Origin of the sequence: Pseudomonas sp. St29, from assembly GCF_001547915.1 — a bacterium.
Classification (GTDB): Bacteria; Pseudomonadota; Gammaproteobacteria; order Pseudomonadales; family Pseudomonadaceae; genus Aquipseudomonas.
In genome coordinates this window covers 5,874,652-5,901,232 of record NZ_AP014628.1, presented here as the reverse complement: position 1 = coordinate 5,901,232, position 26,581 = coordinate 5,874,652, and the positions used below count along the sequence as shown (strand labels likewise).

General features: G+C 64.4%; 26 protein-coding genes. 16 read left to right on the top strand and 10 right to left on the bottom strand.

Annotation, left to right across the window (positions count from 1 at the left end):
- Positions 1-7: 7 nt before the first annotated feature.
- Complete coding sequence (locus PST29_RS26285; protein ID WP_060841213.1) at positions 8-856, bottom strand: aldo/keto reductase; 849 nt, start codon at positions 854-856, stop codon at positions 8-10.
- A gap of 311 nt (positions 857-1,167) precedes the next feature.
- On the opposite strand from PST29_RS26285, the gene PST29_RS26280 reads away from it, so the two are divergent.
- From PST29_RS26280 to PST29_RS26265, 4 genes are all read left to right on the top strand, one after another.
- Positions 1,168-1,947 carry an IclR family transcriptional regulator gene (locus PST29_RS26280; RefSeq protein WP_060841212.1) on the top strand — a complete coding sequence of 260 codons (780 nt, stop codon included), beginning with the start codon at positions 1,168-1,170 and terminating at the stop codon, positions 1,945-1,947.
- Positions 1,948-2,363: 416 nt separating this feature from the next.
- A complete protein-coding gene (locus tag PST29_RS26275) occupies positions 2,364-3,416 on the top strand; it encodes a Gfo/Idh/MocA family protein (RefSeq protein ID WP_060844699.1) in 1,053 nt (350 codons plus the stop codon).
- Positions 3,417-3,423: 7 nt separating this feature from the next.
- Positions 3,424-4,239, top strand: coding sequence for a sugar phosphate isomerase/epimerase family protein (locus tag PST29_RS26270; protein WP_060844698.1), 816 nt, complete (start codon positions 3,424-3,426; stop codon positions 4,237-4,239).
- 102 nt (positions 4,240-4,341) lie between these two features.
- Positions 4,342-5,220: a DMT family transporter gene (locus tag PST29_RS26265; protein ID WP_060841209.1), complete on the top strand. Its 879-nt coding sequence runs from the start codon at positions 4,342-4,344 to the stop codon at positions 5,218-5,220.
- A gap of 6 nt (positions 5,221-5,226) precedes the next feature.
- On the opposite strand, the gene PST29_RS26260 is transcribed toward PST29_RS26265, so the two are convergent.
- Together PST29_RS26260 and PST29_RS26255 are read right to left on the bottom strand one after the other, a co-directional pair.
- On the bottom strand, positions 5,227-6,849 hold the full coding sequence (locus tag PST29_RS26260; protein WP_060841208.1) for a methyl-accepting chemotaxis protein: 1,623 nt from the start codon (positions 6,847-6,849) through the stop codon (positions 5,227-5,229).
- 88 nt (positions 6,850-6,937) lie between these two features.
- Entirely contained in the window at positions 6,938-8,272 is a 1,335-nt protein-coding gene (locus tag PST29_RS26255; RefSeq protein WP_060844697.1) for an MFS transporter, read from the bottom strand.
- Between the two features lie 527 nt (positions 8,273-8,799).
- Between PST29_RS26255 and quiC the strand changes: the two genes are divergently transcribed.
- From quiC to PST29_RS26240, 3 genes are all read left to right on the top strand, one after another.
- Positions 8,800-10,710 carry a 3-dehydroshikimate dehydratase QuiC gene (gene quiC / locus PST29_RS26250; protein ID WP_060844696.1) on the top strand — a complete coding sequence of 637 codons (1,911 nt, stop codon included), beginning with the start codon at positions 8,800-8,802 and terminating at the stop codon, positions 10,708-10,710.
- Between the two features lie 104 nt (positions 10,711-10,814).
- The gene (locus PST29_RS26245) at positions 10,815-11,492 is read left to right on the top strand and encodes a TetR/AcrR family transcriptional regulator (RefSeq protein WP_060844695.1); all 678 of its coding nucleotides are present in this window, start codon (positions 10,815-10,817) and stop codon (positions 11,490-11,492) included.
- A 99-nt stretch (positions 11,493-11,591) separates the two neighbouring features.
- Complete coding sequence (locus tag PST29_RS26240; protein ID WP_060841204.1) at positions 11,592-11,816, top strand: hypothetical protein; 225 nt, start codon at positions 11,592-11,594, stop codon at positions 11,814-11,816.
- A gap of 121 nt (positions 11,817-11,937) precedes the next feature.
- Here PST29_RS26240 and PST29_RS26235 read toward each other — a convergent pair whose 3' ends face one another.
- Positions 11,938-12,792 carry a shikimate dehydrogenase gene (locus PST29_RS26235; RefSeq protein WP_060844694.1) on the bottom strand — a complete coding sequence of 285 codons (855 nt, stop codon included), beginning with the start codon at positions 12,790-12,792 and terminating at the stop codon, positions 11,938-11,940.
- Complete coding sequence (aroQ, locus tag PST29_RS26230; RefSeq protein WP_016967261.1) at positions 12,789-13,238, bottom strand: type II 3-dehydroquinate dehydratase; 450 nt, start codon at positions 13,236-13,238, stop codon at positions 12,789-12,791. The genes PST29_RS26235 and aroQ overlap by 4 nt, the downstream gene beginning before the upstream one ends.
- 340 nt (positions 13,239-13,578) lie before the next feature.
- On the opposite strand from aroQ, the gene PST29_RS26225 reads away from it, so the two are divergent.
- The 6 genes from PST29_RS26225 to PST29_RS26200 all read left to right on the top strand — a co-directional run bounded on the left by PST29_RS26225 (position 13,579) and on the right by PST29_RS26200 (position 19,696).
- A complete protein-coding gene (locus tag PST29_RS26225; RefSeq protein WP_060844693.1) occupies positions 13,579-14,001 on the top strand; it encodes a hypothetical protein in 423 nt (140 codons plus the stop codon).
- A complete protein-coding gene (locus PST29_RS26220) occupies positions 13,998-14,456 on the top strand; it encodes a DUF2442 domain-containing protein (protein ID WP_060844692.1) in 459 nt (152 codons plus the stop codon). The genes PST29_RS26225 and PST29_RS26220 overlap by 4 nt, the downstream gene beginning before the upstream one ends.
- Positions 14,457-14,566: 110 nt before the next feature.
- Complete coding sequence (locus PST29_RS26215; protein WP_060841202.1) at positions 14,567-15,088, top strand: RNA polymerase sigma factor; 522 nt, start codon at positions 14,567-14,569, stop codon at positions 15,086-15,088.
- Positions 15,089-15,151: 63 nt separating this feature from the next.
- Complete coding sequence (locus tag PST29_RS26210; protein ID WP_060844691.1) at positions 15,152-16,159, top strand: FecR family protein; 1,008 nt, start codon at positions 15,152-15,154, stop codon at positions 16,157-16,159.
- Between the two features lie 131 nt (positions 16,160-16,290).
- Positions 16,291-18,996, top strand: coding sequence for a TonB-dependent receptor (locus PST29_RS26205; RefSeq protein ID WP_060844690.1), 2,706 nt, complete (start codon positions 16,291-16,293; stop codon positions 18,994-18,996).
- An 82-nt stretch (positions 18,997-19,078) separates the two neighbouring features.
- The gene (locus PST29_RS26200) at positions 19,079-19,696 is read left to right on the top strand and encodes a heme acquisition protein HasA (RefSeq protein WP_060844689.1); all 618 of its coding nucleotides are present in this window, start codon (positions 19,079-19,081) and stop codon (positions 19,694-19,696) included.
- Positions 19,697-19,932: 236 nt separating this feature from the next.
- Here the strand turns inward: PST29_RS26200 and trmA are convergent, their stop codons facing one another.
- Entirely contained in the window at positions 19,933-21,012 is a 1,080-nt protein-coding gene (trmA, locus tag PST29_RS26195) for a tRNA (uridine(54)-C5)-methyltransferase TrmA (RefSeq protein ID WP_060841198.1), read from the bottom strand.
- A complete protein-coding gene (locus PST29_RS26190; RefSeq protein WP_060841197.1) occupies positions 21,009-22,301 on the bottom strand; it encodes an NCS2 family permease in 1,293 nt (430 codons plus the stop codon). Before PST29_RS26190 ends, trmA begins: the two co-directional genes overlap by 4 nt.
- A gap of 207 nt (positions 22,302-22,508) precedes the next feature.
- Here PST29_RS26190 and PST29_RS26185 point away from each other — a divergent pair, with 207 nt between their 5' ends.
- Together PST29_RS26185 and PST29_RS26180 are read left to right on the top strand one after the other, a co-directional pair.
- A complete protein-coding gene (locus PST29_RS26185) occupies positions 22,509-22,958 on the top strand; it encodes a DUF4879 domain-containing protein (protein WP_060841196.1) in 450 nt (149 codons plus the stop codon).
- Between the two features lie 62 nt (positions 22,959-23,020).
- Complete coding sequence (locus tag PST29_RS26180; RefSeq protein WP_060841195.1) at positions 23,021-23,572, top strand: DJ-1 family glyoxalase III; 552 nt, start codon at positions 23,021-23,023, stop codon at positions 23,570-23,572.
- Positions 23,573-23,575: 3 nt separating this feature from the next.
- Here PST29_RS26180 and PST29_RS26175 read toward each other — a convergent pair whose 3' ends face one another.
- Together PST29_RS26175 and PST29_RS26170 are read right to left on the bottom strand one after the other, a co-directional pair.
- The gene (locus tag PST29_RS26175; protein WP_016966170.1) at positions 23,576-23,866 is read right to left on the bottom strand and encodes a HigA family addiction module antitoxin; all 291 of its coding nucleotides are present in this window, start codon (positions 23,864-23,866) and stop codon (positions 23,576-23,578) included.
- Between the two features lie 15 nt (positions 23,867-23,881).
- A complete protein-coding gene (locus PST29_RS26170; protein WP_060841194.1) occupies positions 23,882-24,160 on the bottom strand; it encodes a type II toxin-antitoxin system RelE/ParE family toxin in 279 nt (92 codons plus the stop codon).
- A gap of 334 nt (positions 24,161-24,494) precedes the next feature.
- Here PST29_RS26170 and PST29_RS26165 point away from each other — a divergent pair, with 334 nt between their 5' ends.
- On the top strand, positions 24,495-24,791 hold the full coding sequence (locus PST29_RS26165; RefSeq protein WP_060841193.1) for a hypothetical protein: 297 nt from the start codon (positions 24,495-24,497) through the stop codon (positions 24,789-24,791).
- A 34-nt stretch (positions 24,792-24,825) separates the two neighbouring features.
- Here PST29_RS26165 and PST29_RS26160 read toward each other — a convergent pair whose 3' ends face one another.
- Positions 24,826-26,064: an MFS transporter gene (locus PST29_RS26160; RefSeq protein ID WP_060844688.1), complete on the bottom strand. Its 1,239-nt coding sequence runs from the start codon at positions 26,062-26,064 to the stop codon at positions 24,826-24,828.
- Positions 26,065-26,581: the final 517 nt, after the last annotated feature.

Genomic DNA, 26,581 nt, shown 5'->3' with positions numbered 1-26,581 from the left:
GTGGGCATCAGTGGTCGCAAGCGTCCCAGGCCGGAGCGAAGTCCGGACTGACCTGACGCTGATCCTTGGGCAGGGCGGCGATCAGCGCCCGGTCTGCATCGTCCAGGCGAATCTTCAGGGAGTCCAGGTTGGCCAGTTGGTTGGCCCGGCTGCTGGCCTTGGGGATCGCCGCGACGTTGTCCTGGTCCAGCAACCATTTGAGCGCCACCTGGGTCGGCAACACGCCGTGCTTGGCGGCGATCTGCTGGATCTCGGCCACCTCTGAAACCTTGTTGCGCGCCAGCGGGGTATAGGCGGTCAGCACCATGTCGCGTTCGCGGGCGTAATCCAGCAGGCCGCGCTGCCCCAGCAGCACGTGGTACTCCACCTGGATCGCCGACAACGGCGCGCCCAATTCCTCGACCACCCGGCGCAGCAGGGCCAGGGGAAAGTTGGCCACGCCAATGTGCTTCACCCAGCCTTGTTCCTTGAACGACACCAGGGTGTCGATGCTGCGCTCCAGCTCCCAGTCGCTGGCGGGCCAGTGGATGTGGAACAGGTCGACGTAGTCGCTGCGCAGGGCTTTCAGGCTGCGCTCCAGCGAGTGGCGCATGGCATCGGGCTGCAACTGGTCCCACCAGACCTTGGTGGTGACGTGGATCTGCTCCCGGGGGACCGCGCTATTGGCCAGGGCCAGGCCCACGGCCTCTTCGTTGTGGTAGGCCTGGGCCGTGTCGATGTGCCGGTAACCCAGCTCCAGGGCCTGTTCCACGGCGCGGGTGCATTCCAGATCGAGCATCGGCCAGGTGCCCAGGCCGAGCTTGGGCATGTGCAGGCCACTGTGGGTCAGGACCGGGCAATCTAGGGTGTGAGGCATGGGCAATCTCCCTGTGGATAAAACAGCGCAGCCGGGGGCGACAGGTCGGGGCGGTGGCCGGCGGTTGAGGGGCGTACAGCACGCTTGGGCGGACGATGCCCGGCCAATAGGGCTGTGGCGCAGTCGCTGGATGCTGGATTTGTGGAAGGTGGTTCCAAAAAATATACGGGCTCGGCTAACCTGCGCACAAGGCGTTGTGCCGGGCCCCGGGTCCGGCTGCGTCGATTCTGGGCGGTAATCGAACCCTGCCGCGCAGTTCCCCAACCGGCCCGTTGTCACTAGAATCGGCCAAATTTTGTCGGGACCCGACCATGGCTGGCAGTCAAATCGAACGCGTCTTCAGCGTTCTCGAACGTCTTACCGGTGATCCCCGCGGCCTGCCCCTGCAGACCCTGGCGGAACAGCTGGAGATCCCCAAAAGTGCAACCCATCGCCTGCTGGCGGAGTTGATTCGCCTGGGTTACGTGCGCCAGAACCCGGACAACCTGCGCTACCAGCTGTCCACCCGGCTGGTGGCCATGGGCTTTCGCTACCTTGCGGTCAGCGGCGCCGACATTGTCCAGCCGGTGCTCGATCGGCTGGCCCAGGAGGCCGGCGAGCTGGTGCGCCTGGGCGTGATCGAGGGCGAGCGCCAGACCTGGATCGCCAAGTCCCAGGGCGCCCGTTCCGGCCTGCGCTACGACCCGGACATGGGCCGCGAGGCGCCGCTGTTCTATACCGCTTCCGGGCATGCCTGGCTGGCCACCCTGAGCGATGCCGAGGCCTTGTCGCTGGTGGAGCGCCAGGGCGTGGAGCCCCCGGCGGACCTGGGGCCCAATGCACCGCGCTCGAACATCGAGTTGCTCGAACGCCTGCGCCTGGCCCGCGAGCAGGGCTACGCCTGGGTCGAGGAAAGCTCGGCGGTCGGCACCTCGGCGATTGCCGCCGTGGTGCGTCATCCCATCGATGGCCGGGTGGTGGGCGTGCTCAGCATCGCCGGCCCCAGCGCGCGCCTGCCGTTGGCGCGGCTGCACCAACTGGCGCCGTTGCTGCTGCGCTTTGCCGAAGAGCTGTCGGCCGCCAGCCAGGCTTCCGAACTGTTCAACCTGTAGCCGCTGCCGAGCCTGCGAGGCTGCGCAAAGGCCCCTAGGGCCTTGCCTGGCGATCTACCGTCGAGCAGGTGGTGGCCTTGATATCGCCGCGTCTGTTGCACAGCCGTTCGCAGCCTGCGGCAGCGGCTACAAAGGCTTCGGTATGTCCTCTGTAGCCGCTGCCGAGCCTGCGAGGCTGCGCAAAGGCCCGCAGGGCCTTGCCTGGCGATCTACCGTCGGGCGGGTGGTGGCCTTGATATCGCCGCGTCTGTTGCACAGCCGTTCGCAGCCTGCGGCAGTGGCTACACGAGCCTCGGCTCGGCACAAAGCCGTTCGATAATCGGACGGTATTTTTTATCTCTCTTGTATGAAAATGGAACTGAGTTCTAAATATTTGGAATTCATTGTCCCTATAACAATCACAAGAGGATCTTCCATTGAACCCGCCACTGCGTATTGCCCTGATCGGCGTCGGCAACATGGGGCAGCAGCACTACCAGCACCTCAATACCCTGGCCGAGGCCCGGCTGTGCGCCGTGGCCGATCCCGGACCCCAGGCGCAAGCCATTGCCGCGCAATGGCAGGTGCCGCATTTCAGCGATCACCGGACCCTGCTGGAGGACATTCGCCCGGACGCGGTGATCGTCGCCAATCCCAACAATCTTCACGTCAGCACTGCCCTGGATTGCCTGGCCGCAGGCGTGCCGGTGCTGCTGGAAAAACCGGTGGGCGTGCACCTGGATGAAGTACGCGAGCTGGTGGCCGCATCGCGCAACACGGGCGTGCCGGTGCTGGTGGGCCACCACCGGCGCCACAATCCATTGATCGCCCGCGCCCATGCTCTGGTGCACAGCGGCGCCCTGGGCCGCCTGACCAACGTCACCGCGCTTTGGCAGTTGCGCAAACCCGAGAGCTACTTCGATATTCCCTGGCGCCGCGAGGCCGGGGCCGGCATGTTGCTGACCAACCTGATCCACGACCTGGACCTGCTGCGCCACCTGTGTGGCGAAGTACGACAAGTACAGGCCATCACCAGCAACAGCGTGCGTGGCTACGCCAACGAAGATTGCGCCGCGGTGCTGCTGCAGTTCGACAGCGGCGCCCTGGGCAGCCTGACCGGTTCCGATGCCGCGGCCGCGCCCTGGAGCTGGGAGCTGGATGCCGGGGAGAACCCGGTGTATCCGCGTCATGCCGACCAGCCTTGCTACCTGCTGGCCGGCACCGAGGGCGCGCTGAGCATTCCCCAGCTCAAGCACTGGCATTACGCCGAAGCCGGGGAGGGTTGGCATCAACCCTTGCTGATGCAGCAGGAGGCCTTCGAGCCGGGCGAGGCCCTGCGCTTGCAATTGCTGCACTTCGTCCAAGTCGTCCGCGGCGAAGTCGCGCCCCTGGTCAGCGCCGCCGATGCTGCGCGCACCCTGGCGCTGGTCGAAGCGATTCGCCAGGCCGCGGCCACGGGTCGCGCCTGCACCCCAACCCCGATTGAGTGAACGACTGATGAGTGAGCGGATTTTTTCCCTGGCCAGCCTGACCGTGCTGGAGCTGTCGCCACCGGAGATGGTGGAGGTGGCGGCCCGGGCCGGCTACAGCCATGTCGGCCTGCGCCTGGAGCCGGCGACCCCGGAGGAGCATCACTTCCCGCTGGTGGCGGATGCCGGCTTGCGTCGCCAGACCCTGGCGCGCCTGCGCGATAGCGGCGTGCGGGTGCTGGATGTGGAGATCCTGCGGCTCAAGCCGCAGACCCGGGTGGGGGACTTCGAAGCGCTGCTGGCGGTGGGCGCCGAGTTCGCCGCCAGCGAGTTGCTGGTGGCGGGCAATGACCCGGACGAGGCGCGCATGACCGACAACTTCGCCGCCCTGTGCGATCTGGCGCGGCAGTACGGGTTGCACCCGCACCTGGAGTTCATGCCCTGGACCGACGCGCGTAACCTGGAGCAGGCCGTGCGGGTGGTGGAAAACGCCGGTCGTGACAATGGCTGTGTGCTGGTGGACGCCTTCCATTTCGACCGTTCCGGCTCGCGCCTGGCGGACCTGGCCAAGGTTGATCCGGCGCGCCTGCGTTACGCGCAGTTGTGCGACGTGGCCGGGCCGCGTCCGGACGACATGCAGGAGATCCTGCGCCAGGCCCGTAACGAGCGGCGCTTTCCAGGGGAGGGCGATTGTGATCTGGCGGGGTTGCTCAAGTGTCTGCCGCCGGAGTTGCCCCTGAGCCTGGAAATTCCCACGGTGCAATTGCTCGAACAGGGCGTGAGTGCCTTGCAGCGGGCACAGATGGCGCTGGATGCAACTCGCGCGCTGCTGGCCAGGACCTGAGTGGGCGGGAGGGCTTTCGCCGGCAAGCCGGCTCCTACAACTACCCGCTAGGAGCCAGCTTGCCGGCGAAGCTGTGTCTTCAATCACCTTCAAGGAATGCCCATGACCCGCAGCACGCCCCTTTCCGGGATCAATCAGCCTTTCAAGGGCATCCTGCTGATCGTCCTGGCGACCTTCCTGTTCGCCAGCCACGATGCCCTGTCCAAATACCTCTCGGGGTTCTTCCCGGTGATCATGGTGGTCTGGGCCCGATACCTGGTCCACACCTTGCTGATGGCCGGGATCTTCCTGCCGCAATCCGGCCTGCGGGTGCTGCGCAGCAAGCGACCGCTGCTGCAAGTGCTGCGGGCCTTGTGCCTGCTCAGCACCAGCTTGCTGTTCACCTCGGCGCTGCTGTTCATCCCCCTGGCCGAGGCGACGGCGGTCAACTTTCTCGCGCCGGTGCTGGTCACCGCGTTGTCGGTGCCCTTGCTCGGCGAGCAGGTGACCCGCGGCCAGTGGCTGGCGGTGATCTGCGGTTTTGTCGGGGTGCTGATCATCGTCCACCCGGGCGGTGAACTCTTCACGCCGGCGGTGCTGCTGCCGTTCTGTTCGGCGCTGTTCTTCTGCTTCTATCAACTGCTGACCCGCAAGCTGGCCGAGCACGACAGCCCCACCACCAGCAACTTCTTCGCCGGGTTGTGCAACACCCTGGTGATGACGGCGCTGGTGCCGTTCTTCTGGCAGACCCCGGGGATTGTCCATGGCGTGCTGATGCTGGCGCTGGGGGCCTGTGGCATGTGCGCCCACCTGTTCCTGACCCAGGCCTTTCGCCATGCGGCACCGGCGCTGTTGGCGCCCTTCGGCTATTGCCAGATTGTCTTTGCCGGGCTGCTGGGCTGGCTGCTGTTCAGCCACACGCCGGATGGGATTACCCAAGTGGGCATCGCCGTGATCTGCCTCAGCGGGCTGGCGGCGGCCTGGCAGCAACGCCGCCGCTGAGACGGCTCAGAAGCGGAAGCGCACCACCAGGTTCTGCAGGCCGGCCGCCAGGTGCGACAGCTCCTGGCTGGTGGCGTTGGTGCGCGTGGCGGCATCGGCGCTTTCCAGGGACAGGTCGCGGATGTTCAGCAGGTTGCGGTCCACTTCACGGGCCACCTGGGCCTGTTCTTCCGAGGCACTGGCGATCACCAGGTTGCGCTCGTGGATCTGCTCCATGGCCCGGGTGATTTCCCCCAGGGCCAGCCCGGCCTGTTCGGCGATGGACAGGGTCTGGGCCACCCGCTGACTGTTGCCGTGCATGGACTGCACCACGCTGTCGGTGTCGCCCTGGACCCGGCCGATCATCTGTTCGATTTCCTGGGTCGACTGCTGGGTTCGATGGGCCAGGGCCCGCACTTCGTCTGCCACTACGGCAAAACCACGCCCGGCTTCCCCAGCCCGTGCGGCCTCGATGGCGGCGTTCAGGGCCAGCAGGTTGGTCTGTTCGGCGATGGCGCGGATCACGTCCAGCACCTTGCCGATTTCCCGTGACTGCTCGGCCAGGGTCTGCACTTGCTGCAGGGCGGTGCCGACATCGCTGCTCATGGCCTGGATCGAGTCCAGGGTCTCGATCACCCGGGTCTGTCCCTGGGCGGCCTGGGCGGTGGACTGGCGGGTGGTGTCGGAGGTGGACACCGCGTTGCGCGCCACTTCCTCGACGGCCGCGGTCATCTCGTTGACCGCGGTGGCCGCTTGCTCGATTTCGTTGTGTTGCTGCTGCAGCCGGCTGGAGTCCTGGTGGGTGCTCTGGCTCATCTGTTGCGCGGCGGCGGCCAGTTGGGTCGAGGTGCTGCTGATCAGTTGCAGGGTTTCACGCAGGCTGGCCTGCATGCTGGCCAGGGCCTTGAGCAGGCGCGCGGTTTCATCACTGCCCTCGCTGTGGATCGGGCGGCTGAGATCACCGGCGGCCACTTGCTCGGCCACGCCCACGGCCTGGCGGATGGGCATGACGATGCTGCGAATCAGCAGCCAGGCCAGGCACAGGGTCAGCACGGCGACGGCCAGCAGGGCGCCGATCACCGTGACTTTGACCTGGGTGTACAGCGCGTCGGCACGCTGGGCCGACTGGCTGACTTCCTCGGCGGTCAGGTTCATCAGTTCGGTGAACTGGTCGCCGGTCTGGGTCGAGTAATCCTGGATCTTGCCGTTGAGCAGGGCCGTCATCTCGCTGCTGCGATTGTCCCGGGACAGGGCTTCGTACTCGGCCAGGGCCTGTTGGTAGCTCTTGACCGTGGCGAGGAATGTCTCGTACTGCACCCGGTTGTGATCGCCCACCAGCGGCGCGAACCTGGCCAGGGCCTGGTCGAGCCAGGCTTGCACCTGATGCAGGCGGGCAATGGTGCTTTCCAGCACTTTGGGTTCACGGTTGAGGGCCATGCGCAGGCTCAGCACGCGGATGCTCAGCACGTAGTCGCGCACTTCTCCCAGGTAGCGGGTGCTGGGCAGGGAAATGTTTTCGGTGTGCTGGCCGGTGGCGCGGACTTCGGCCACTTGCTTGAGGGCGAACAGCCCCTGCAGCAGGACCAGCAGGGCAATCACGCCGAAGCTGATCACGGCGCGCTTGGCGATGCTCAGGTTACCCAGCGTCATGGGACGATCTCCGAGTGTGGGAAAACAAAAGGGGGCACAAGCAGATAAAAAAAACGCAGGCCCTGGGCGGGCCTGCGTGAAAGGAGCATCAGTCTTCTACTTGCGGAATCTTGCGAGGGGCCATGAAGTACATCCAGGTCAGGGCAATGAAGTACATGGCCGGGATCAGGGTGAACAGCACGGTGTAGTTGTTGTTGGTGGCGGTGAGGATGTGGCCGACGATCTGGGTCATGAACATGCCGCCGATGGCCGCGCACATGCCGCCGAAGCCGAACACGGTGCTCATCATGTGCTTGGGCGTGTAGTCCATCACCAGGCTCCAGATGTTGGCGGTCCAGGCCTGGTGGGCGCCGATCCCCAGGGAGATGGCGAACACGGCCAGCCACAGGTTGGCGGTGCCGGCGGCCATGATCACGCCGATGATGCAGCAGGCGAACATGAACATCGACAGCAGCCGCGCCTTGATCGGGTTCATGCCGCGACCAATGAGGAACGAGGAGAGGATGCCGCCACCGACGCTGCCGAAGTCGGCGGTCAGGTAGATGATGATCAGCGGGATGCCCATCTGGGTCACGTTGATCCCCAGGTTGTACTGCTGGTTGAGGAACGGCGGCAGCCAGTACAGGTAGAACCAGAACACCGGCGCGGTCAGCGAGTAGGCCAGGGCGAAGGCCCAGGTGCCGCGCATGCGCAGGATGCGGCTGAAGGGCACGCGGGTTTCCTCGGGTTCCGCTTGTTGCTGGATGTAGGCCAGCTCCGACGCTTTGACGCTGGGGTGATCTTCCGGGTTGAAGTACTTCAGGCCCCAGAACAGCAGCCAGATGCCGCCCAGTGCGGCCATGCACAGGAACGCCGCCTGCCAGCCCCAGGCATGCAGGATCAAGGGCAGCAGCATCGGCGTGAACATCGCACCAACGTTGGTCCCGGCGTTGAAGATGCCGGTGGCCACCGCACGTTCACCGGCCGGGAACCACAGGCGCGTGGTCTTCACGCAGGCCGGGTAGTTGGCGGCTTCGGTGAGCCCGAGAATGAACCGGCAGACCATGAAACCCGCCGCCGAAGTGGCCAGGCCGTGGGCGCCGGTGGCCAGGCTCCAGAGCAGTACGGCAAAGAAGAACACCCGCTTCACGCCGACCCGGTCGATCAGCCGGCCCTGGAGCACGAAGCCCACGGCGTAGCCGACCTGGAACCAGAAGTTGATGTTGGCGTAGTCCATCGCCGTCCAGCTCATTTCCTTGGCCAGGATCGGCTGCATCACGCCCAGGGCGGCGCGATCGATGTAGTTCAGGGTGGTGGCGAAGAACACCAGGGCGAGCATGCCCCAGCGGGTCTTGCCGACGGCCATGGCGCCGCGGATCTTGTCGCCGATACCGCCGGCAACACGCAGGCTCGGGGCGATGCGAGAGCTTTGAGAAGGAATCATGTAAGCCATCCGTTCAGTGACTGACGAGCCAGGGCTCGTCGGAACTCTAAGGCGCGTGATCAATCGTCAGCGAGGGCATGTGCGCCGGGGACTGGGTGATTGATCGGCTGGGTAGGTTCGTCGTTGCGGCGTTGCTGCAGGTGGACGAACGTCATCGGGACGACCGCAGCTCAGGGCTGTCGCGTGTCGTGATCCAGGGTGCCGGTTGAGGTCGTTCCAGGCGCAAGCCAAAGGGATGAGCAGCAGGGCGGGGCGTTGAGTGCAAGCATGAGGGTGTACCCGATTTTTGAAATTTTTATGGTCTGTTCTGGGTCTGGGTGATTGAAGCCGCGGTTTTCGGGGCGGCTCAATGTGTTGTCGATGGTGCGCAGTGGCCGAAAAATCGTCAATTCGCCAATCGGCATTCTGTTCGATAATCGAACACAAAACTAACTGGTTCGTACACTTTGAATCATGCTGTGGAATAATCCGCTCCATCGAATAAAAGGCTCGGGCGCCACCGGCCGTCATTTCCCGGGAGTTGAATCATGCAGCGTTCCATTGCCACCGTTTCCTTGAGCGGCACCCTGCCGGAAAAACTCGAAGCCATTGCCGCCGCAGGGTTCGATGGGGTGGAGATTTTCGAGAACGATCTTCTCTACTACGACGGCAGTCCCCGGGAAATCAGGCAGATGTGCGCCGACCTGGGGATCGCCATCACCCTGTTTCAGCCGTTTCGGGATTTCGAGGGCTGCCGCCGTGATCGCCTGGCGCGCAACCTGGAACGCGCCGAACGCAAATTCGACCTGATGCAGGAGCTGGGCACCGACCTGGTGCTGGTGTGCAGCAACGCCCAGGCCGACAGCCTCGGGGAGCGGCAAATCCTCATCGACGACCTGCACCTGCTGGCCGAGCGGGCCGGCGCCCGTGGCTTGCGCATCGGCTACGAGGCCCTGGCCTGGGGCCGTCATGTGAATACTTATCAACAGGTCTGGGACATCGTGCGCAGCGCCGATCACCCAAGTCTCGGGGTGCTGCTGGACAGCTTCCACACCCTGTCGCTCAAGGGCGACCCGGCGGCGATTGCCGAGATTCCCGGGGACAAGATCTTTTTCGTGCAGATGGCCGACGCGCCGATCCTGGCCATGGACGTGCTGGAGTGGAGCCGGCATTTTCGCTGCTTCCCCGGCCAGGGCGAGTTCGACTTGCCGGGCTTTCTGGCGCCGATCATCAAGAGCGGCTACACCGGGCCGCTGTCCCTGGAGATCTTCAACGACGGTTTTCGCGCCGCGCCGCCGCGGGCCAACGCCGCCGATGGCCTGCGTTCCCTGCTGTACCTGGAGGAGAAGACCCGCGAGCGCCTGCTGCAGGAAGCGCAGCCGGTTCCCAACCTGGACATCCTGTTCGCCCCGCCGGCAGTTGAAGCCTATGGCGGCACCGAGTTTCTCGAGTTCGCGGTGGACGATGCCCTGGGCGCCAAGCTGGGGAGCTGGCTGGAGCGCCTGGGTTTTGCCAAGGCCGGACAGCATCGTTCCAAGAACGTGAGCCTGATGCGCCAGGGCGATATCAACCTGATCCTCAACGCCGAGCCCTATTCCTTCGCCCACAGCTTCTTCGAGGCCCATGGCCCGTCGGTGTGTGCCACGGCCATCCGGGTCAAGGACAGTGCCAAGGCCCTGGCGCGGGCGGTGGCCTACAAGGGCCAGCCCTATCGCGGCCTGGTCGGTCCCAACGAGCTGGAGCTGGCAGCGGTGCGCGAGCCCGATGGCAGTCTGATCTACCTGGTGGACCTGCAGCAGGGTGGCCAGCACCTGTACGCCACCGATTTCAACTTGTACGAAGGGGTGCAGGCCAAGGGCGGCCTCAAGCGCATCGACCACATGGCCATGGCCCTGCCGGCGGACAGCCTCGACAGCTGGGCGCTGTTCTACAAGAGCCTGCTGGATTTCGAGGCCGATGACGAAGTGGTGCTGCCCGATCCTTATGGCCTGGTGAAAAGCCGGGCCCTGCGCAGCCGCTGCAGCTCGATCCGCTTGCCGCTGAACATCTCGGAAAACCGCAACACCGCGATCTCCCATGCGCTGTCCAGCTATCGCGGCTCGGGGGTGCATCACATCGCCTTTGATTGCGACGACATCTTCGCCGAGGTCAGCCGGGCCAAGCAGGCCGGGGTGCCGCTGCTGGACATTCCGCTCAACTACTACGACGACCTGGCCGCGCGCTTTGACTTCGACGATGAGTTCCTCAGCGAGCTGGCCTACTACAACGTCCTGTATGACCGCGATGCCCAGGGCGGTGAGCTGTTCCATGTCTACACCGAGGCCTTCGAAGGGCGCTTCTTCTTCGAGATCATCCAGCGCAAGAACGGCTACGCCGGTTATGGCGCGGCCAACGTGGCGGTGCGTCTGGCGGCCATGGCCAAGTCCCGCAGTGGCGCGGTGCGTCAGGCCAAGTTGTAGCGGATTGGTAACCGGAGGCGGCAAACCGCCGCCTCTGTGCTTTCTTTCGCGACAGGACGCGGCCCATAATCGCCCGCGTGTGCAGTGATGGCCGTGAGCCCAGAATGACAATGACCAGTGAACGCTCGATTGCGCCCGATGAGCCAGCTCTCGAACCGCGCAAGAGTCGCAAGAACAACCCGGAAAAGACCCGCGAGAACATCCTTCAAGAAGCCATTGTCGAGTTCGTCCAGCAGGGCCTGTCCGGCGCGCGGGTGGATGCGATCGCCGAGCGCATCCACACCTCCAAGCGCATGATCTATTACTACTTCGGCAGCAAGGAGCAGCTGTACGTCGAGGTGCTGGAGAAACTCTACGGCGATATCCGCAGCACCGAGAGCCGCCTGCACTTGGCGGAACTGGCGCCGCAGGAGGCGATTCGCCGGCTGGTGGAGTTCACCTTCGATCACCACGACCGCAATGTCGATTTCGTGCGTATCGTCAGCATCGAGAACATCCACAAGGGCGAGTACGTCAAGCAGTCCGGCGTGATCAAGGCGATGAACAACACCATCCTCCATGCGCTGGGCGAGATCCTCGAGCGTGGCGCGCAGGAAGGGGTGTTCCGCAGCGGCCTGGATCCGCTGGACGTGCATTTGCTGATCAGCTCGTTCTGTTTCTATCGGGTGTCGAACCGTCATACCTTTGGCGAGATCTTCCAGATCGACCTGCCGGACGAAGCCATCAAGCAACGGCACCGGGAAATGATCTGCGAGTCGGTGCTGCGCTACCTGCAAGCCTGACGCCACTGCCGGTAGGAGCTGGCTTGTCAGCGAAAGCGTCCGTAAGATCGCCATCGCCACCCCGGCTCCTACAACATCCCCCTCGACAAGGAAGGCACCATGGGCAACCCCGTTCCCACGCTGAAAATCATCCTGATCCTGATGATCGTCGTTGACTCGTTCTGGTTCGGCGAGCGCCTGCTGTCCCTGACCGGGTTCAGCGTATTCGACTGGCTGCCGAGCGCGCTGATCAATGTGGTGGGCCTGTTCGGCAGTCTGCTGATGATTCTCTTCAACGTGCTGCTGATCGGCCTGCTCTCGCGCCTGCAGCTCAAGCCCGAGTAGGCGCAGTACCTGTAGCCGCTACCCAAGGCTGCGAACGAGCCGCAGGCTCGCCAGCGTCCCGACGGATGCCGAGGCCCCGGCGAGGCCTGTCGCAGCCTGCGGCAGCGGCTACAGGCGCATTTCAGCCATTCATGCTCTGGAAGTGCGCCAGCATCCGTTGCGGGTCGGCGCTCCGGCCGCTGAACAGCTCGAACGCCTTGACCGCCTGGAACACTGCCATGGTGCCGCCGTCCAGGGTTCGGCAACCCAGGGCGCGGGCGTTGCGCAACAGCTCGGTTTCCAGTGGGAAGTAGACGATCTCGGCCACCCACAGGTCTGCCCGCAGCAGTTCCAGCGGCACCGGCATGCCCGGCAGCTTGGCCATGCCCATGGGCGTGGTGTTCACCAGGCCGTCGGCGCTGGCCAGGGTACTGGGCAGGTCGGTGCCTGCCTTGGCCCGACCGGCACCGAAGTGCTGGTTGAGGTTGTCCGCCAGACTCTGCGCCCGCTGGTTTTCCACATCGAAAATGCTCAGGTGTTCCACGCCCTCACTGAGCAGGGCGTGGGCCACTGCCGCGCCGGCGCCACCGGCCCCCATCTGCACCACGCGGCGTCTGGCCACGCCTGGCAGGCCACGGCGGAACCCTTCGGCAAAACCCAGGCAGTCGGTGTTGTGGCCGACCCGCTTGCCGTCCTTGAGCACCACGGTGTTGACCGCGCCAATGCCGCGAGCTTCCGGGGACAGCTCGTCGAGCAGCGGCAGGATGCTCTGCTTGCAGGGAAAGGTGATGTTCAGTCCGGTGAAGTTCATCCGTTCGGCGGCTTGGAGCAGGTCGGGCAGGGCGCTGCTGTCGAGCCCCAGTTGGTCCAGGTCGATCAGCCGGTACAGGTAGCGCAGGTTTTGCGCATCGCCTTCGTGTTCATGCAGGGCCGGGGTGCGCGAAGCCTGGATGCCGGCACCGATCAGTCCGGCGAGTACGCCTGTAGGGCCAGTCATAGACCTTGCTCCTTGAACCGCAGGCTGAAGTGTTCCAGCGCCAGGCGATAACCGTGGCTGCCGAAGCCGCACATCACCGCCAGGGCGATGCCCGAGACAAAGGAGTGATGGCGGAAGGGTTCGCGGGCGTGGACGTTGGACAGGTGCACTTCGATCACCGGCAGCTCACTGGCTACCAGGGCATCGCGGATCGCCACCGAGGTGTGGGTCCAGGCGGCAGGGTTGATCACGATGCCGGCGCAGCGGCCGCGGGCGGCGTGGATCCAGTCGAGCAATTCGCCTTCGTGGTTGGTCTGGCGAAATTCCACGGCCAGGCCGAATTCCTCGGCGGCACGGCCGCATAAGGCAGAGACATCGGCCAGGGTTTCGTGGCCGTAAGTCGCCGGTTCACGAGTGCCGAGCAGGTTCAGGTTCGGGCCGTTGAGCACCAGAACGATAGGACGCATGGGGGTAGATCTCCGTTGTTATTGTCAGCCTCGGGAGAAGGTACGAGGCGCTGGGGAGGTAAATTGTACTAACTGGTTAATTTGGTCAATTGATGGCCGAGAACCGAGGCCGGGAAGGTTGATTAAGTGTTCGATAATCGAACGCTGTTATGGGCGATGGCCGTGGCAAGGCCCTGTCCGGCAATAAATGCTGACGACTTTGCAGCGGCCGTATGGCTGCCCAGGCCCTCTCCGGGGCTAACCTCAAGCAGGTCACCTCCTGCTGCCCTTTCAGGCCAGTGGTCGGATTAATCATGGAAACATGAGTCTTTGGACTCAATAACCTAACGGATGGGTTAGCATGAAAGTGTTCGTTTACAAGGGCTATGCGGTCGTCGTCATGTTGCGTGACGAACATTGCCCACCCCATGTGCATGTGGATGGCGGTCGTTGGAGTGCCCGTTTTCGCTTCAGCTTCTGGCACAACGGCGTCGAGCTCTGGGACGTTGTCCCCCATGGTCGCCGCCCGGCGCTGGCAGTCCTTGAGGGTTTGCGCCAGGCCTTGACGCAACGGGTGCATCTGGCTCGGCGTATCGGGTGGAGCAAGCTGCGTACCTTGTGCCTTGAGCAGCAGTTGTGGGATTGGCAAGCGAACGCTGTGGTGGAACGTTCAAGCGCCGGCTGCAGGGTGTACCTGATCGAGTCGGCGCACTACGTGGAACAACGAAACCTGACGCGCCTGACCCTGGTGGGCGCGGCGCAAGGAGTGGAGATCGAACTATGAAAGTCATCAAAGCAGCGGTGCCGGTCGATGTGCCTTTGACCCAGGCGTTGCTGGATCAAGCGGTCGAACGCGGTGAAGCGCGTCATGACGCGGGTTTGCACGTCAGCACCTTGAGCTATGCCGCCGGGTGCCTGTGCCTGGGCTTTGCCGATGGCAGTTCGATTCATCTGCCGGTGGACAACTATCCGGAGCTGGCGGCGCTGAGCGACACCCAGTTGCAGCAACTGCAGCAGGGCTTTTCCGCCACGGCGGTGTGCCATGAGGCTGTTGACCTGCAGGTGTCGATTGTCGGGCTGCTGTCTGCCAGCGAGCCGCTGATGAAACTGGCGACCCAGTTGGTCGCGTCCCGCAACGGTCGGCAAAGCAGCGCGGCCAAGACTCGGGCGGCGCGCCTTAACGGCAAGAAGGGCGGCCGGCCGCGCAAGGTGGAGGCGCCGGCCCAGGCGCCGGAATGAGGTTGACCGGCGCCAGAGTGGATCGCCAATGAATATTGATATCAATTGAAAATCATTCTCGACTGATCTTAAGATGCCCGGCAATTTCCTTCATGTTCCAGGGAGTAGGTTTGTCGGACGTGGATCTCAAGGGACTGTTTCTCAAGCATGCCGCTGCCTTGCGTGGGTATCTGGCGCGCAAGGTACGGGACCCGCAGTTGGCCGCAGATCTGGTGCAGGAGAGTTTCCTGCGGCTGGCCGAGCATCGGCACGGCGAGCGGATCGACAACTCCCAGGGCTATCTCTACCGCACGGCGAACAACCTGCTGATCGACCATGTACGTCAGGAAGCGCGGCGCAAGACACAGACCGTGCCCCATGAAGTGCTGGCCGACATCGAGGATGAGGCGGCCGGGCTGGAGGCTCAGGCGATGGCGCAGCAACAGCGCAAGGCACTGAAACAGGCGATCACGGAACTGCCGCCGCGGACCCGGGAAATCTTTCGCCTGAACCGCATTGAAGGCATGACCCACGCCGAGGTGGCCCGGCACCTGAACATTTCCGACAGCTCGGTGCAAAAGCACCTGGCCCGGGCACTGGCCTATGTGATGCAACGCCTGCAGGCTACCGACGGTCGGCCGGTTGACCAGTGAGTTACGGTAAAAGTCGGGGTCAGACGTCACTGCTTATGTATAACGAGAAATCGAGATTCACACGTGAATAGCCAGGGTCCGCAAGAGCGCAGTATCACCGAGGCCGCTGCCGACTGGGCGGTGCGTTTGCAGGCGGGAGGGCTGAGCGCCGTCGAGCAGGCGCAGCTTGCCCAGTGGCAGGCCGCCGACCCGCGTCACCCCGAGGCCCTGGCGTTTGCCCGGCAGACCTGGGAGGCCCTGGGAGAGCTGCGCCTGGACCCGGAGCTGGCCGGCACGGCGCCGCCACGGCGTCAGGCAGGAAGGCCGGCGGCGCATCGAGCGCGTCGCCGGCGTCTGCTGCCACGAGTTGCCAGCGCGGCCGTGCTGGTGCTGGCGGTTGCCCTGGGCTGGCTGCAAGGGCCGCAGGTGCTGCTGTACCTGCAAGCCGACTACCTGACCGGAAAAGGCCAGGTGCGCAGCGTGCAACTGGCCGATGGCAGCAGCGTGGAACTGGATTCGGACAGCGCCATTGGCCTGGATTTCAGCGACGAGAAACGCCAGGTCCAGCTGTTGGCCGGTTCCGCGGTGTTTGATGTGGCGCCCATGGTCGGCGAGGAAAAGCGCCCCTTCATCGTACGCAGCGCCGGTGGCCAGACCCGGGCCCTGGGCACCCGTTTCGTGGTCGGTCGGGAGAGCGACCAGCAAGCCTGGGTCGGGGTGTTGCAGCACAGTGTCGCGGTGAGCCTGGATGCTCCGGCGCAGGGTGGCACTGGCGAGCAGGTTGTGCAGCAAGGGCAGAGCGTGCGCTATGACCCGCAGTCAGGCGTGGTCGCCCTCGATGGGCTCGACCTGCAACGGGCCACCAGTTGGCGGCGCGGTGTGCTGGTGTTCGATCGCCAGCCCCTGGGCGTGGTGGTGGAGCGTCTGAATCGCTATCGCCCCGGGCGGGTGGTGCTGGCCAACAGGGCCCTGGCCCAGCGGCAGGTCAGCGCGGTCTTCCGCCTGGACATGCTCGACGCCGCCCTGGTCACCCTGACCCAGGAGCTGCAGGTGCAACGTTTCGACCTGGCCGGCGTCAGCCTGATTTACTGAGGCCTGCGGGCCTCTTTCCCTATCCCTGAAAAATAATCGGAAAAAACCTTACTGAGTTTTCCGGCCTGGCACGTCTAGCTAATTGAGATGCATTCGCATAAGCAAAAATAGCCAGCGCAGGAATCAGGGACATGAGGGTAGGCCGTCGCACTGGAATTCACGCCGCAAGTCGGTTGGCCTTGGCCATCCACTTGGGCGTAGCAGGACTGTTGGCGGGAAGCGGCCTGCTGCACGCGGCGGAGCCTGTCGGAGCTGCCCGGCAGAGTACCCAGCAGCCACGCGAGCTGGATTTCGATATTCCCGCCCAGGCCCTGGGCAGTGCCGTGCTGCTGTTTGCCGAGCAGGCCGGGGTGCAAGTGCTGTTCGACAGCCTGCGCCTGCATGGCTTGCACAGTTCGCCACTCAAGGGGCGCTACGGCGCTGAGGACGGGCTGGCCCGCCTGCTGGGCAATGCCCCGGTGGAGTATCGCTTTAGCGGTGAGCGCCAGGTGACTCTGAGCCGGGTGGAAGCCGCGCGGGATGGCGCCCTGGCCCTGGCCCCCACCACGGTTTCCGCTGACCCTGAAGGTCGCCAGATCGACTGGGTATACAACGCGCCGCGCTCGGTGAGCATGGTCGGCCGCGAGCAACTGGATCGCAATCCACCGCGGCATGCCGCCGAGATGCTGGAGGAAACCTCCGGCGTGTACTCTGCCGTCAGCCAGCAGGACCCCGGCTTGTCGGTGAACATCCGCGGCCTGCAGGACTATGGCCGGGTCAACATGTCGGTGGACGGCATGCGCCAGAACTATCAGCAAAGCGGCCACCAGCAGCGCAACGGCACCCTCTATGTCGACCCCGAGCTGCTCTCCGAAGTGGTGGTGGAGAAGGGCGCGACCTCGACCATGGGCGGCGCCGGGGTGATCGGCGGGGTCGCCAACTTTCGCACCCTTGAGGCCCGCGACCTGCTCAAGCCCGGCCAGGAGCTTGGTGGCCGGATCCGCCTGACCACGGGCCTGGGCGGCCGCAGCAACGGCACTCACTTCATCGGCAGCTCCGCCTTCGCCATCGGCACCCAAGCCTGGGACATGCTGCTGGCCGCCAGTGAGCGGCATCTGGGCGACTACCGGCCGGGGACCCGTGGCGGCATCGGTGAATTGCGCACCGGCAGTTGGATGGACCCGTCGATCAATGACCGGGTGAAGCACTCCAAGGTGGCCTATTCCGCTTCGGTGATGCGCTCACGCCTGGCCAAACTGGGGCTCAACCTGCCCCAGGACCAGCGTCTGCAACTGAGCTACCTGAGCACCGAGGTGGCCTACGACGACGCCAACATGATGAATACCGAGAACCAGGAGCGGCTCTGGGAAAAGCTCGGCAGCAGCAAGGTGCATTCGCAGAACGTCGGCCTCGACTACAGCTACACCCCGGACAACCCGCTGATCGATTTCAAGGCCAAGCTCTACTACGTCGACAACAGCAACGACCAGAGCACCCTGACCCGCCGCAGCAGCCCGGGCTATTCGATCACCTACCAGACCGACACCTACGGTGCGCAAGCGCAGAACACCTCGACCTTTGCCCTGGGCGAGTTGTCCACGCTCAAGGCCAACTACGGCCTGGAGTTCTTCTATGACAAGGTCCGCCCCGACTCCAGCCAGCCGGTGCCCAAGGGTTCGGCGGTCAACGCCTCGCCGGCGGCGAGCATGACCCCCGAGGGCGACCGGGCCCTGGGCAGCCTGTTCACGCGGCTGGATTTCGACTACGACGGCTGGCTGAACCTCAATGCCGGGCTGCGCTACGACCGCTACCGCCTGCGGGGCGAGACCGGGATCAACACCCGCACCTTTGTCATCGGCAAGACGCCGCAGCAGGTCTCGGTGCCGGTGGCCTACGACATCGACAACCAGGAAGGGCGCTTCTCGCCGACCTTCGGCCTGTCGGTCAAGCCCGGGGTCGAGTGGCTGCAACTGTTCGCCAGCTATGGCAAGGGCTGGCGGCCCCCGGCGGTGACCGAAACCATGATCAGCGGCCGGCCCCACGGCGGCGGCTCGGAGAGCACCTTCCCCAACCCGTTTCTCAAGCCGGAGCGCTCCACCACCTGGGAAGCGGGGGTCAACGTCTTCAAGGAAAACCTCTGGTTCAACGATGACCGCCTGGGCATCAAGGTGGCCTACTTCGATACCCGGGTCGACGACTTCATCTATATGGCCATGGGCGTGCAGCCCCCCGGCTACGGTTCGCCCGGCATCGGCAACAGCGCTTACGTCAACGACCTCAGCAGTACCCGCTTCAAGGGCGTGGAATACCAGCTGGACTATGACGCCGGCCGCGCCTACGGCCAGCTGAACTACACCCACATGATCGGCGACAACGATTTCTGCACGAAAGTCGCCTGGCTGGGAGGCGTGACCCAGCCGGTGAAGAGCGGCACCGGGCGTGGCGCGATCGTCACCGGCATGCGCCCCGATGAGGCCGCCAACCAGGCCAGCCGCTGCAATGCCGCGATCCTCGGCTCGGCCGAACACATGCCCATGGACCGCGGCACCCTGACCCTGGGCGCGCGCTTTTTCGAACGCAAGCTGGATATCGGTGCCCGGGCCCGCTACAGCGCCGGCTACTCGATCGCCGGTTCCGCCACCGGCACCGTGAGCCAGACCGGCGTCTACCCGGCCGACTGGAAGCCCTACACCGTCTATGACCTGTATGGCAGCTACCGGGCCACTGAAGACTTGACCCTGCGCCTGGCCATGGAAAACGTCACCGACCGCGCCTACCTGGTGCCCCTCGGCGATGTCCTGGCCTTCACCCTCGGCCGCGGCCGGACCCTGCAGGGCAGCGTGGAATATCAGTTCTGAGCGCTTTTGCCCGTTGCCGGGCAAAACCGCAGCAGGCATTGGCGTGCTGCGGCCATGACCCACCTATGTATTGGAGTTTTGCATGAGCATTTCGATCTCTTACAGCGCTACCTACGGCGGTAATACTGTTGCGCAATACCTGACTGACTGGTCGGCCTACTTCGGTGACGTCAACCACCGCCCAGGCGAAGTGGTCGATGGCACCAACACCGGCGGCTTCAACCCGGGCCCGTTCGACGGCACCCAGTACGCGATCAAGAGCACCGCCAGCGACGCCGCCTTCGTCGCCGACGGCAACCTGCACTACACCCTGTTCAGCAACCCGAGCCATACCCTGTGGGGCTCGGTGGACACCATCTCCCTGGGCGACACCCTCGCCGGTGGTGCGGGCAGCAACTACCACCTGGTCAGCCAGGAAGTCAGCTTCAACAACCTGGGCCTCGACAGCCTGAAGGAAGAAGGGCGTGCAGGCGAAGTGCACAAGGTGGTCTACGGCCTGATGAGCGGTGACAGCTCGGCCCTGGCCGGCGAGATCGATGCCCTGCTCAAGGCCATCGACCCCAGCCTGTCGCTGAACTCGACCTTTGACGACCTGGCCGCGGCCGGCGTTGCCCACGCCACCCCGGCTGCCGCAGTCGCGACCGATATCAGTCTGGTGGGCGTACCGGGCTTGGCCCTGGACTGGGCCCTGGCCGCCTGAGTGTCGGCTTGATACACCGCCGTCGCCCACGTTTTACACAGCCAGGGGGCGGCGGTGGTCAATGCTGGGGCGCGTCAGGCCTGGCCTTGTAGGCGCTGGCTTGCCAGTGAAAGCACCCGCCAGCACGGCGCATGTCCCAGGGGGCCCATCGCCGGCAAGCCGGCTCCTGTGCAGGGGGCGGGCGGCAGAATGCAAACAGCCGTCGCGAGGACGGCTGTTGGTTGACGCAGGGCCGATCAGCGGCGGGTCAGCAGGACCCCGGATTCCATGTGGTGAGTCCAGGGGAACTGGTCGAACAGCGCGCAGCGGGTGATGCGGTGGCTGTCGTGCAGTTGGGCGATGTTGGCCGCCAGGGTCTCCGGGTTGCAGGAGATGTACAGGATGTTGTCGAAACGCCGGGTCAGTTCGCAGGTGTCCGGGTCCATGCCGGCCCGGGGCGGGTCGACGAACACGCTGCCGAATTCGTAGCTCTTCAGATCCACGCCTTGCAGGCGGCGGAACGGACGCACCTCGTTCAGGGCTTCGGTCAGCTCTTCGGCGGACAGACGCACCAGGGTGACGTTATCCACCGCGTTTTCGCTGAGGTTGCTCAGCGCGGCGTTGACCGAGGTCTTGCTGATTTCGGTGGCCAGCACCTTGCGCACCCGGGTGGCCAGGGGCAGGGTGAAGTTGCCGTTGCCGCAGTACAGCTCCAGCAGGTCGTCCTGGCGTTCGCCCAGGGCTTCATAGGCCCAGTTGAGCATCTTCTGGTTCACCGTGCCGTTGGGCTGGGTGAAGGCGCCCTCGGGCTGGCGGTAGCTGAAGGTACGCCCGCCGACGTCGAGCTTTTCCACCACGTAGTCCTGGCCGATGACTTCGCGCTTGCCCTTGGAGCGGCCGATCACGCTGACGTTGAGGTCGGCGGCCAATTGGCTCGCCGCCTTGTGCCAGTGCTCGTCCAGCGGGCGGTGGTAGCACAGGGTGATCATCGCGTCGCCCGCCAGGGTGGTGAGGAACTCCACCTGGAACAGCTTGTGGCTCAGGGGCGCGCTGGCTTGCCAGGCGGCCTTGAGCCGGGGCATCAACTGGTTGATGCGCTGGCTGGCGATGGGGAATTCCTCGATGAGGATCGGCGTGCGCTTGTCGTCCTGGGAGAACATCGCGTAGTGCCGCTCACCGGCTTCGCGCCACAGGCGGAATTCGGCACGCAGGCGGAAGTTCTGCAAGGGCGAGTCGAAGACCTGGGGCTCGGGCGCATCGAAAGGCGCCAGCAGGTCACGCAGGCGCGCGACCTTGTCGTTCAACTGGCTGTTGTAGCTTGCGGCGTCAAAAGTCATGCGGGGTAACCGAGCTTGATCACGAACAGGATCGACAGAATCACCAGGGGCGCGTTCAGCTCACGGGCGCGGCCCGACAGCAGTTTGATCACGGTCCAGGCGATAAAGCCGAAGGCAATGCCGTTGGCGATGGAGTAAGTGAAAGGCATGGCCAGGGCGGTGACCACCACGGGAGCGGCAACGGTGATGTCGTCCCAGTCGATTTCCGCCAGGCCCGAGGTCATCAGCACGGCGACGAACAGCAGGGCCGGCGCGGTGGCGAAGGCGGGCACGCTGGCCGCCAGTGGCGAGAAGAACAGCGCCAGCAGGAACATGATCGCCACCACGATGGCGGTCAGCCCGGTGCGGCCGCCGGCGCTCACGCCCGCAGCGGATTCGATGTAGCTGGTGGTGGTCGAGGTGCCCAGCAGGGAACCGGCCATGGCCGCGGTGCTGTCGGCGATCAGCGCCCGGCCCATTTTCGGCATGTGGCCGTCCTTGCCCATCAGGCCGGCGCGCTTGGCCACGCCGATCAGGGTGCCGGAGTTGTCGAACAGATCGACGAACAGGAAGGCGAAGATCACGCTGATCAGGCCGATGTCCAGGGCGCCCTTGATGTCCAGCTGCAGGAAGGTCGGGGCCAGGGACGGTGGCATCGAGGTCACGCCGCCGAACGGGGTGACGCCCATGAGAATGGAGACGAGGGTTACCGCGAGGATGCCGATCAGCACGGCGCCGCGCACTTTCAGGGCTTCCAGGGCCACGATCAGGGCAAAGCCCAGGGCTGCGAGGATCGGGGCCGGTTTGCTCAGGTCGCCCAGGCCCACCAGGGTCGACTTGTTGCCGATCACGATCTCGGCGTTATGCAGGGCGATCAGCGCCAGGAACAGGCCGATACCGGCGGCAATCGCCGAGCGCAGGGGCAGGGGGATGCTGTTGATGATCCATTCGCGGATCTTGAAGATCGACAGTATGAAAAACAGCACCGCCGAAATGAACACCGCACCCAGCGCCACTTGCCAGGTGTGGCCCATGTGCAGGACCACGGTGTAGGTGAAGAAGGCGTTCAGGCCCATGCCCGGTGCCAGGGCGATCGGGTAGTTGGCGATCAGGCCCATGACGGTGGAACCGATGGCCGCCGCCAGGCAGGTGGCAACGAAAATCGCGCCTTTGTCCATGCCCGTTTCGCCGAGGATGCTCGGGTTGACGAAAAGGATGTAGGCCATGGCCAGGAAGGTGGTGACGCCCGCAAGAATCTCGGTGCGCACGTTGGTGTTGTGTGCCTTGAGTTGAAACAGCCTTTCCAGCATGTCTGCTCCCCGTGGCGCCGCCGGGCGCCGTGAATGTATCGACTCCAACAGCAAAGCACAGACTTTATAAGGTGCCTGCGGATTTGCCCTGGGTCGGAAAAAGCCGCGCATCATACCAGCAGCGTGGGCCAATGGCTGCGATCGTCGGCGATGTTTTGCCCCGCTGGCAAGTAGCGCATACTGCGCCCTGCTTTCAAGGGAGGATTTATGCGCAGCACAGTGAAAATGATCGCGTTGGCGTTGGTGGGAGCAGCGGCCTGCTGGCTGACGACTCCGGCCGTGGCTCGCTCGGCGCCACCCTTGAGCCGGGTGGAGATTCTCAAGGTGCTGTCACCTTCCTGCGGCCTGGAGGACGTTTCCGACGGCCGTGAACGGACCCAGTGCGATCACAGCGGCCCAAACATCAAGGTCTATGTGCTGGAGATCGGCTACGGCCGCGAGCCCCATGTGACCCTGGACGGTTTTGAAGTCGACGGCACCCGTTCGGCCGTGTGCGAGGACGGTTCCAGCTATGTGCCTTGCGGTAACTCCGGAATCACCGTCGGCTACATCTATGTGTTCGACCTGGCGGGCAAGCAGGAAGGCACCTTCAGTTTCCGCAACACCTCGATCAACGCGCCGGGCAATACCCTCGGCGCGCAGATCTACATCAGGTAGCGGCGAACGGTTCGGGGCAAAGCTGACTAAGCTCTGAAGACGTTCCTTGTGGAGTCATCCCCATGACCTTCAGAGCCTTGGTCACCCTTGCCGAAGGCATCGATGATCTGCAAAGCGTGACCCTGATCGATGTCCTGCGCCGTGCCGAACTCGAAGTGCTGGCGGCCAGTGTCGAAAACCGGCGCATGCTCACCTGCGCCCGGGGCACCCGGCTCACCGCCGACGCCATGCTGGTGGATGTACTGGCCCAGCGCTTCGATCTGATCGTATTGCCTGGCGGCGCGGTGGGCGCCCAGCACCTGGCGAGCCACCAACCGCTGATGCAACTGGTCAAGGACCAGGCAGCAGCGGGGCGCCTGTTCGCCGGCATCGCCGAAGCGCCGGCCCTGGCCTTGCAGGCCTATGGCGTGCTGCGCCAGCGGCGCATGACCTGCCTGCCCAGTGCCAGCCATCAGCTGCTGGGCTGCAGCTTTGTCGACCAGCCGGTGGTGGTGGATGGCAACTGCATCACCGCCCAGGGTTCCGGCGCCGCCCTGGCGTTTGCCCTGGCCCTGGTGGAGGCGCTGTGCGGTCGCGCCAAGCGCGCCCAGGTGGCAGCAGAGTTGCTGGTATAGGGCTCAGCCGACATGGGCCGCGATAGGCTCGATCACCGGTTGCAACTCCTGCTCGGTGTGCCAGATGTCGTAATCGGCCTGCACCGCCAGCCAGACCTTGGCCTTGCCGATTCCGGCACGTTCCAGGCGGACCGCCAGTTCCGCGCGGATCGGCGCATGGCCGTTCAACACCTTGGACAGATGCGGGCGGGCATAGCCGATATGCCGGGCCAACTCCGTCACGCTGATGCCCAGCTCAGGCAGGACATCCAGGCGCAGGGTGTCACCGGGGTGGGGTGGGTTGTGAATGGGCATGATCCTGCCTCCTGTTCAGTGGTAGTCCAGATAATCGACCAGTTCGATATCCGAACCTACGAAACGAAAGATCACTCGCCAGTTGCCGGACACCACCAGGGACCAATAGCCGTGCAGGTCGCCCCTGAGTGGGTGCAGCCGCCAGCCCGGCAGGTTGAGGTCTGCCGGTTCGCTGGCGTGATCCATGAACGACAGCTGGCGGGCCAGCCGGCGTGCATGCTCAGCCCGTATTCCACGAGTCGATCCGGTTTCATAGAAGGCGCGCAGGCCTTTGTGCTGAAAGGACTTGATCATGGGGAGCGAGTGTAAGGCGATACCTTACACTCTTCGTAGCGGTTTTGTATTGCAGAGAATGATCAACACGCTGTTACGAGGTGGTTGCGTGCATTGATTGTTGTTGGAGAGGGCCGCCTACAGCGGCCTGACGGAGGGGCTCGAAAGCGGGTAACAAAGGTTAACAGGCCGCTCATTGCACCGTTCGCTCCAGCACTTCTATAGTTCGCGCCGTCGCTGCCAATTCAGTGAACGGGTTTGGTCACCCGAAATTAGAAGGCGCTTTGCATTCAAGTTCGGCGGGCGCTGGGTTGTTATTCAGCCCAGTGCATTCATGACCAAAAAGGATTTCTCGATGAATATTTCAATTGATACTCCTCGCTACCTCCCGCTCAAATCCAGCGCTGGCCTTCCAGGTGTTCTCTTCATCAACGCCAATGCGTCCCCTGAGGCGCTTCACGAGGCGGCCGAGCATCGTATGCGTACCGCTGCCAACCTGCTGGAAACCCTGTGCTGCCTGAACTTCAGCCACGGCGATGTGAAGGACATCCCGCACATCATCGAAGTGCTCTATGTACTGACCCAGGATGGTTGCGACCTGCTGGAGGCGGCGAAATGGCGTGTAGCCGCTGAGGCTCAGCCCGGTCATTGATAACTGAATCTGGCCGCGCCCGTCCGGCGCGGCTTCAGGCCTTGGCCTCTTCCACTCGCTCGATCATCCGATCGCGCTTGGCCAGAGTCGGGAACAGCTTGATCCAGACCCCGGTCACGACCAGCGTGCCGACCCCGCCCAGCACCACCGCCGGCACGGTGCCGAACCAGTGGGCGGTCAGCCCGGATTCGAATTCCCCCAGCTGGTTCGAAGCACCGATGAACAAGCCGTTCACCGCGCTGACCCGGCCGCGCATTTCGTCCGGGGTTTCCAGCTGCACGAAGGACGCGCGGATCACCATGCTGATCATGTCCGCCGCCCCCAGCACCACCAGCACCGCCAGGGAAAACCAGAACGAAGTCGAGAGGCCGAAGGCGATGGTGGCCACGCCGAATACGCCGACGGCGGTGAACATCACCCGCCCGACCTTGCGCTCGACGCTGAAACGCGCCAGCCACAGTGACATCAGTAGCGCGCCCACCGCCGGTGCCGAGCGCAGCAGCCCGAGGCCCCAGGGGCCGGTGAGCAGGATGTCCTTGGCGAACACCGGCAAGAGTGCGGTGGCACCGCCCAGCAGGACCGCGAACAGGTCCAGGGAGATGGCGCCGAGAATGTCCGGGCGGCTGCGGATGAAGCGGATGCCCGCCAGCAGCGAGTCGAGGGTGGCCTTGCCCTTGTTCAGCGGCGTCTGCCGCGCCGGCAGGTTGAGCATCAGCAGGCAGGCGATCAGGTACAGGACCACGGTGGGGCCGTAGACCCAGACGCTGCCGAAGGCATACAGCAACCCGCCCAGGGCCGGGGCGACGATGGTCGCCGACTGTTGCGCCGATTGTGCGGCGGCCACCGCCCGGGGAAACAGCGCCGCGGGCACGATGCTCGGCAGCAGGGCCTGGGTGGTGGGCATCTCGAAGGAGCGGGCGCCGCCGAGGAGGAAGGCCAGGATGAAGATCATTTCCCGGGTGACGCTGTCGGTCAGGCTGCCGACGGCCAGGGCCAGGGCGATCAAGGCTTGCAGCGACTGGCAGATCGCCGCTACCCGGCGCCGGTCGTAGCGATCGGCCACATGCCCGGTGTGCAGCATGAACAGCACGCGCGGGGCGAACTCCACCAGCCCCACCAGGCCCAGGTCGAGGACGTTGCCGGTTAGTTGGTAGAGGTTCCAGCCGATGGCCACGGTGAGCATCTGGAAACCGCTGGCGGTGAAGATCCGGGCCAGCCAGAAAGCGATGAACGGGCGATGGTGACGGAGCAACAGAGGCGTTTGGCTGGGCATCGGGCGGTCAATCTGAGCGGGAGTGCAACGAGGTTATCACCAAGATGTAACCAATGGTTGCGGTGCGCGGGAAAATCGTTAGCTGCGCATCTATCTTCTTTTTTGCTCCCATGCCGGGCCGCCAACCCTTGTAGCCGCTGCCGCAGGCTGCGAACGGCTCCGGAGGAGACGCCAGGATCTTGAATACGCCGCAGGTTCGACGGGCAATCGCCAGGCAAGGCCCTGCGTACCGAACGCGGCCCGGCCTTTCGCCGCGTCGCAGGCTCAGCAGCGGCTACAGGCGTTTTGCGTGGGAAAACGCCGGGAAAACCCCGAACTTGAGAGGGTGAGGCAAGCTGTCACGCGGCAAATAACCACAGAGTTGTGTGCCGAAAATAGGACTACTCTTTTAACGTTGCTTGACCCAGATCAAAACCTTTTCCAGTGGTTTGATGTGGCGGCCCAAGGGCCAGAATCCCTACGTTGCGATGGTTTAAAAAAGAACGAATCCGAATTCGCCGAACTCCATATCCGTGGG